The sequence below is a fragment of the Halocola ammonii genome, assembly GCF_049334165.1.
In the GTDB taxonomy this organism is placed as follows: Bacteria; Bacteroidota; Bacteroidia; order Flavobacteriales_D; family Sanyastnellaceae; genus JBEGHD01.
Genome location: NZ_JBEGHD010000064.1, coordinates 1 through 347, shown reverse-complemented (window position 1 = coordinate 347; position 347 = coordinate 1). Strand labels below are relative to the sequence as shown.

Below are 347 nucleotides of genomic sequence, written 5' to 3'. Positions count from 1 at the left end.
TCTGACAGCTGAGTAAACACTCCGTCAATCGTGTAGCCAAACTCTTCATAAGCTGGTCCGTCTACATCGGTGGTCAGGTAATCCCAGTCGAAGCTGATCGTCAGCGCTTTTGCTGCTGACGTGAGGGCTACAATCTGGCTTACCAGTGTTCCTGAATCTGAACTTTCCAGTGTCAGTCCGTCTTCAGTTACTTCTCCAAAACCGTCTCCGGAAGTCGATGAGAACACCCATGGGGTGATCAGATCGTAGTCAGCTGAAGTTACCACCACTGAGCTGTCGCAGTTGTCTACTGCTTCTGCTGTTGTGGCTGGGATCTCTGCGTCACACTCCAGTGTCAGCGCTGCTGG

1 protein-coding gene is annotated in these 347 nt (G+C 51.9%); it reads right to left on the bottom strand.

Annotated features, from left to right (window positions below; genetic code table 11):
- Positions 1-347, bottom strand: a 347-nt coding sequence (locus ABHV44_RS16250; protein ID WP_459075766.1) for a hypothetical protein, incomplete at both ends; no start/stop codon positions are given.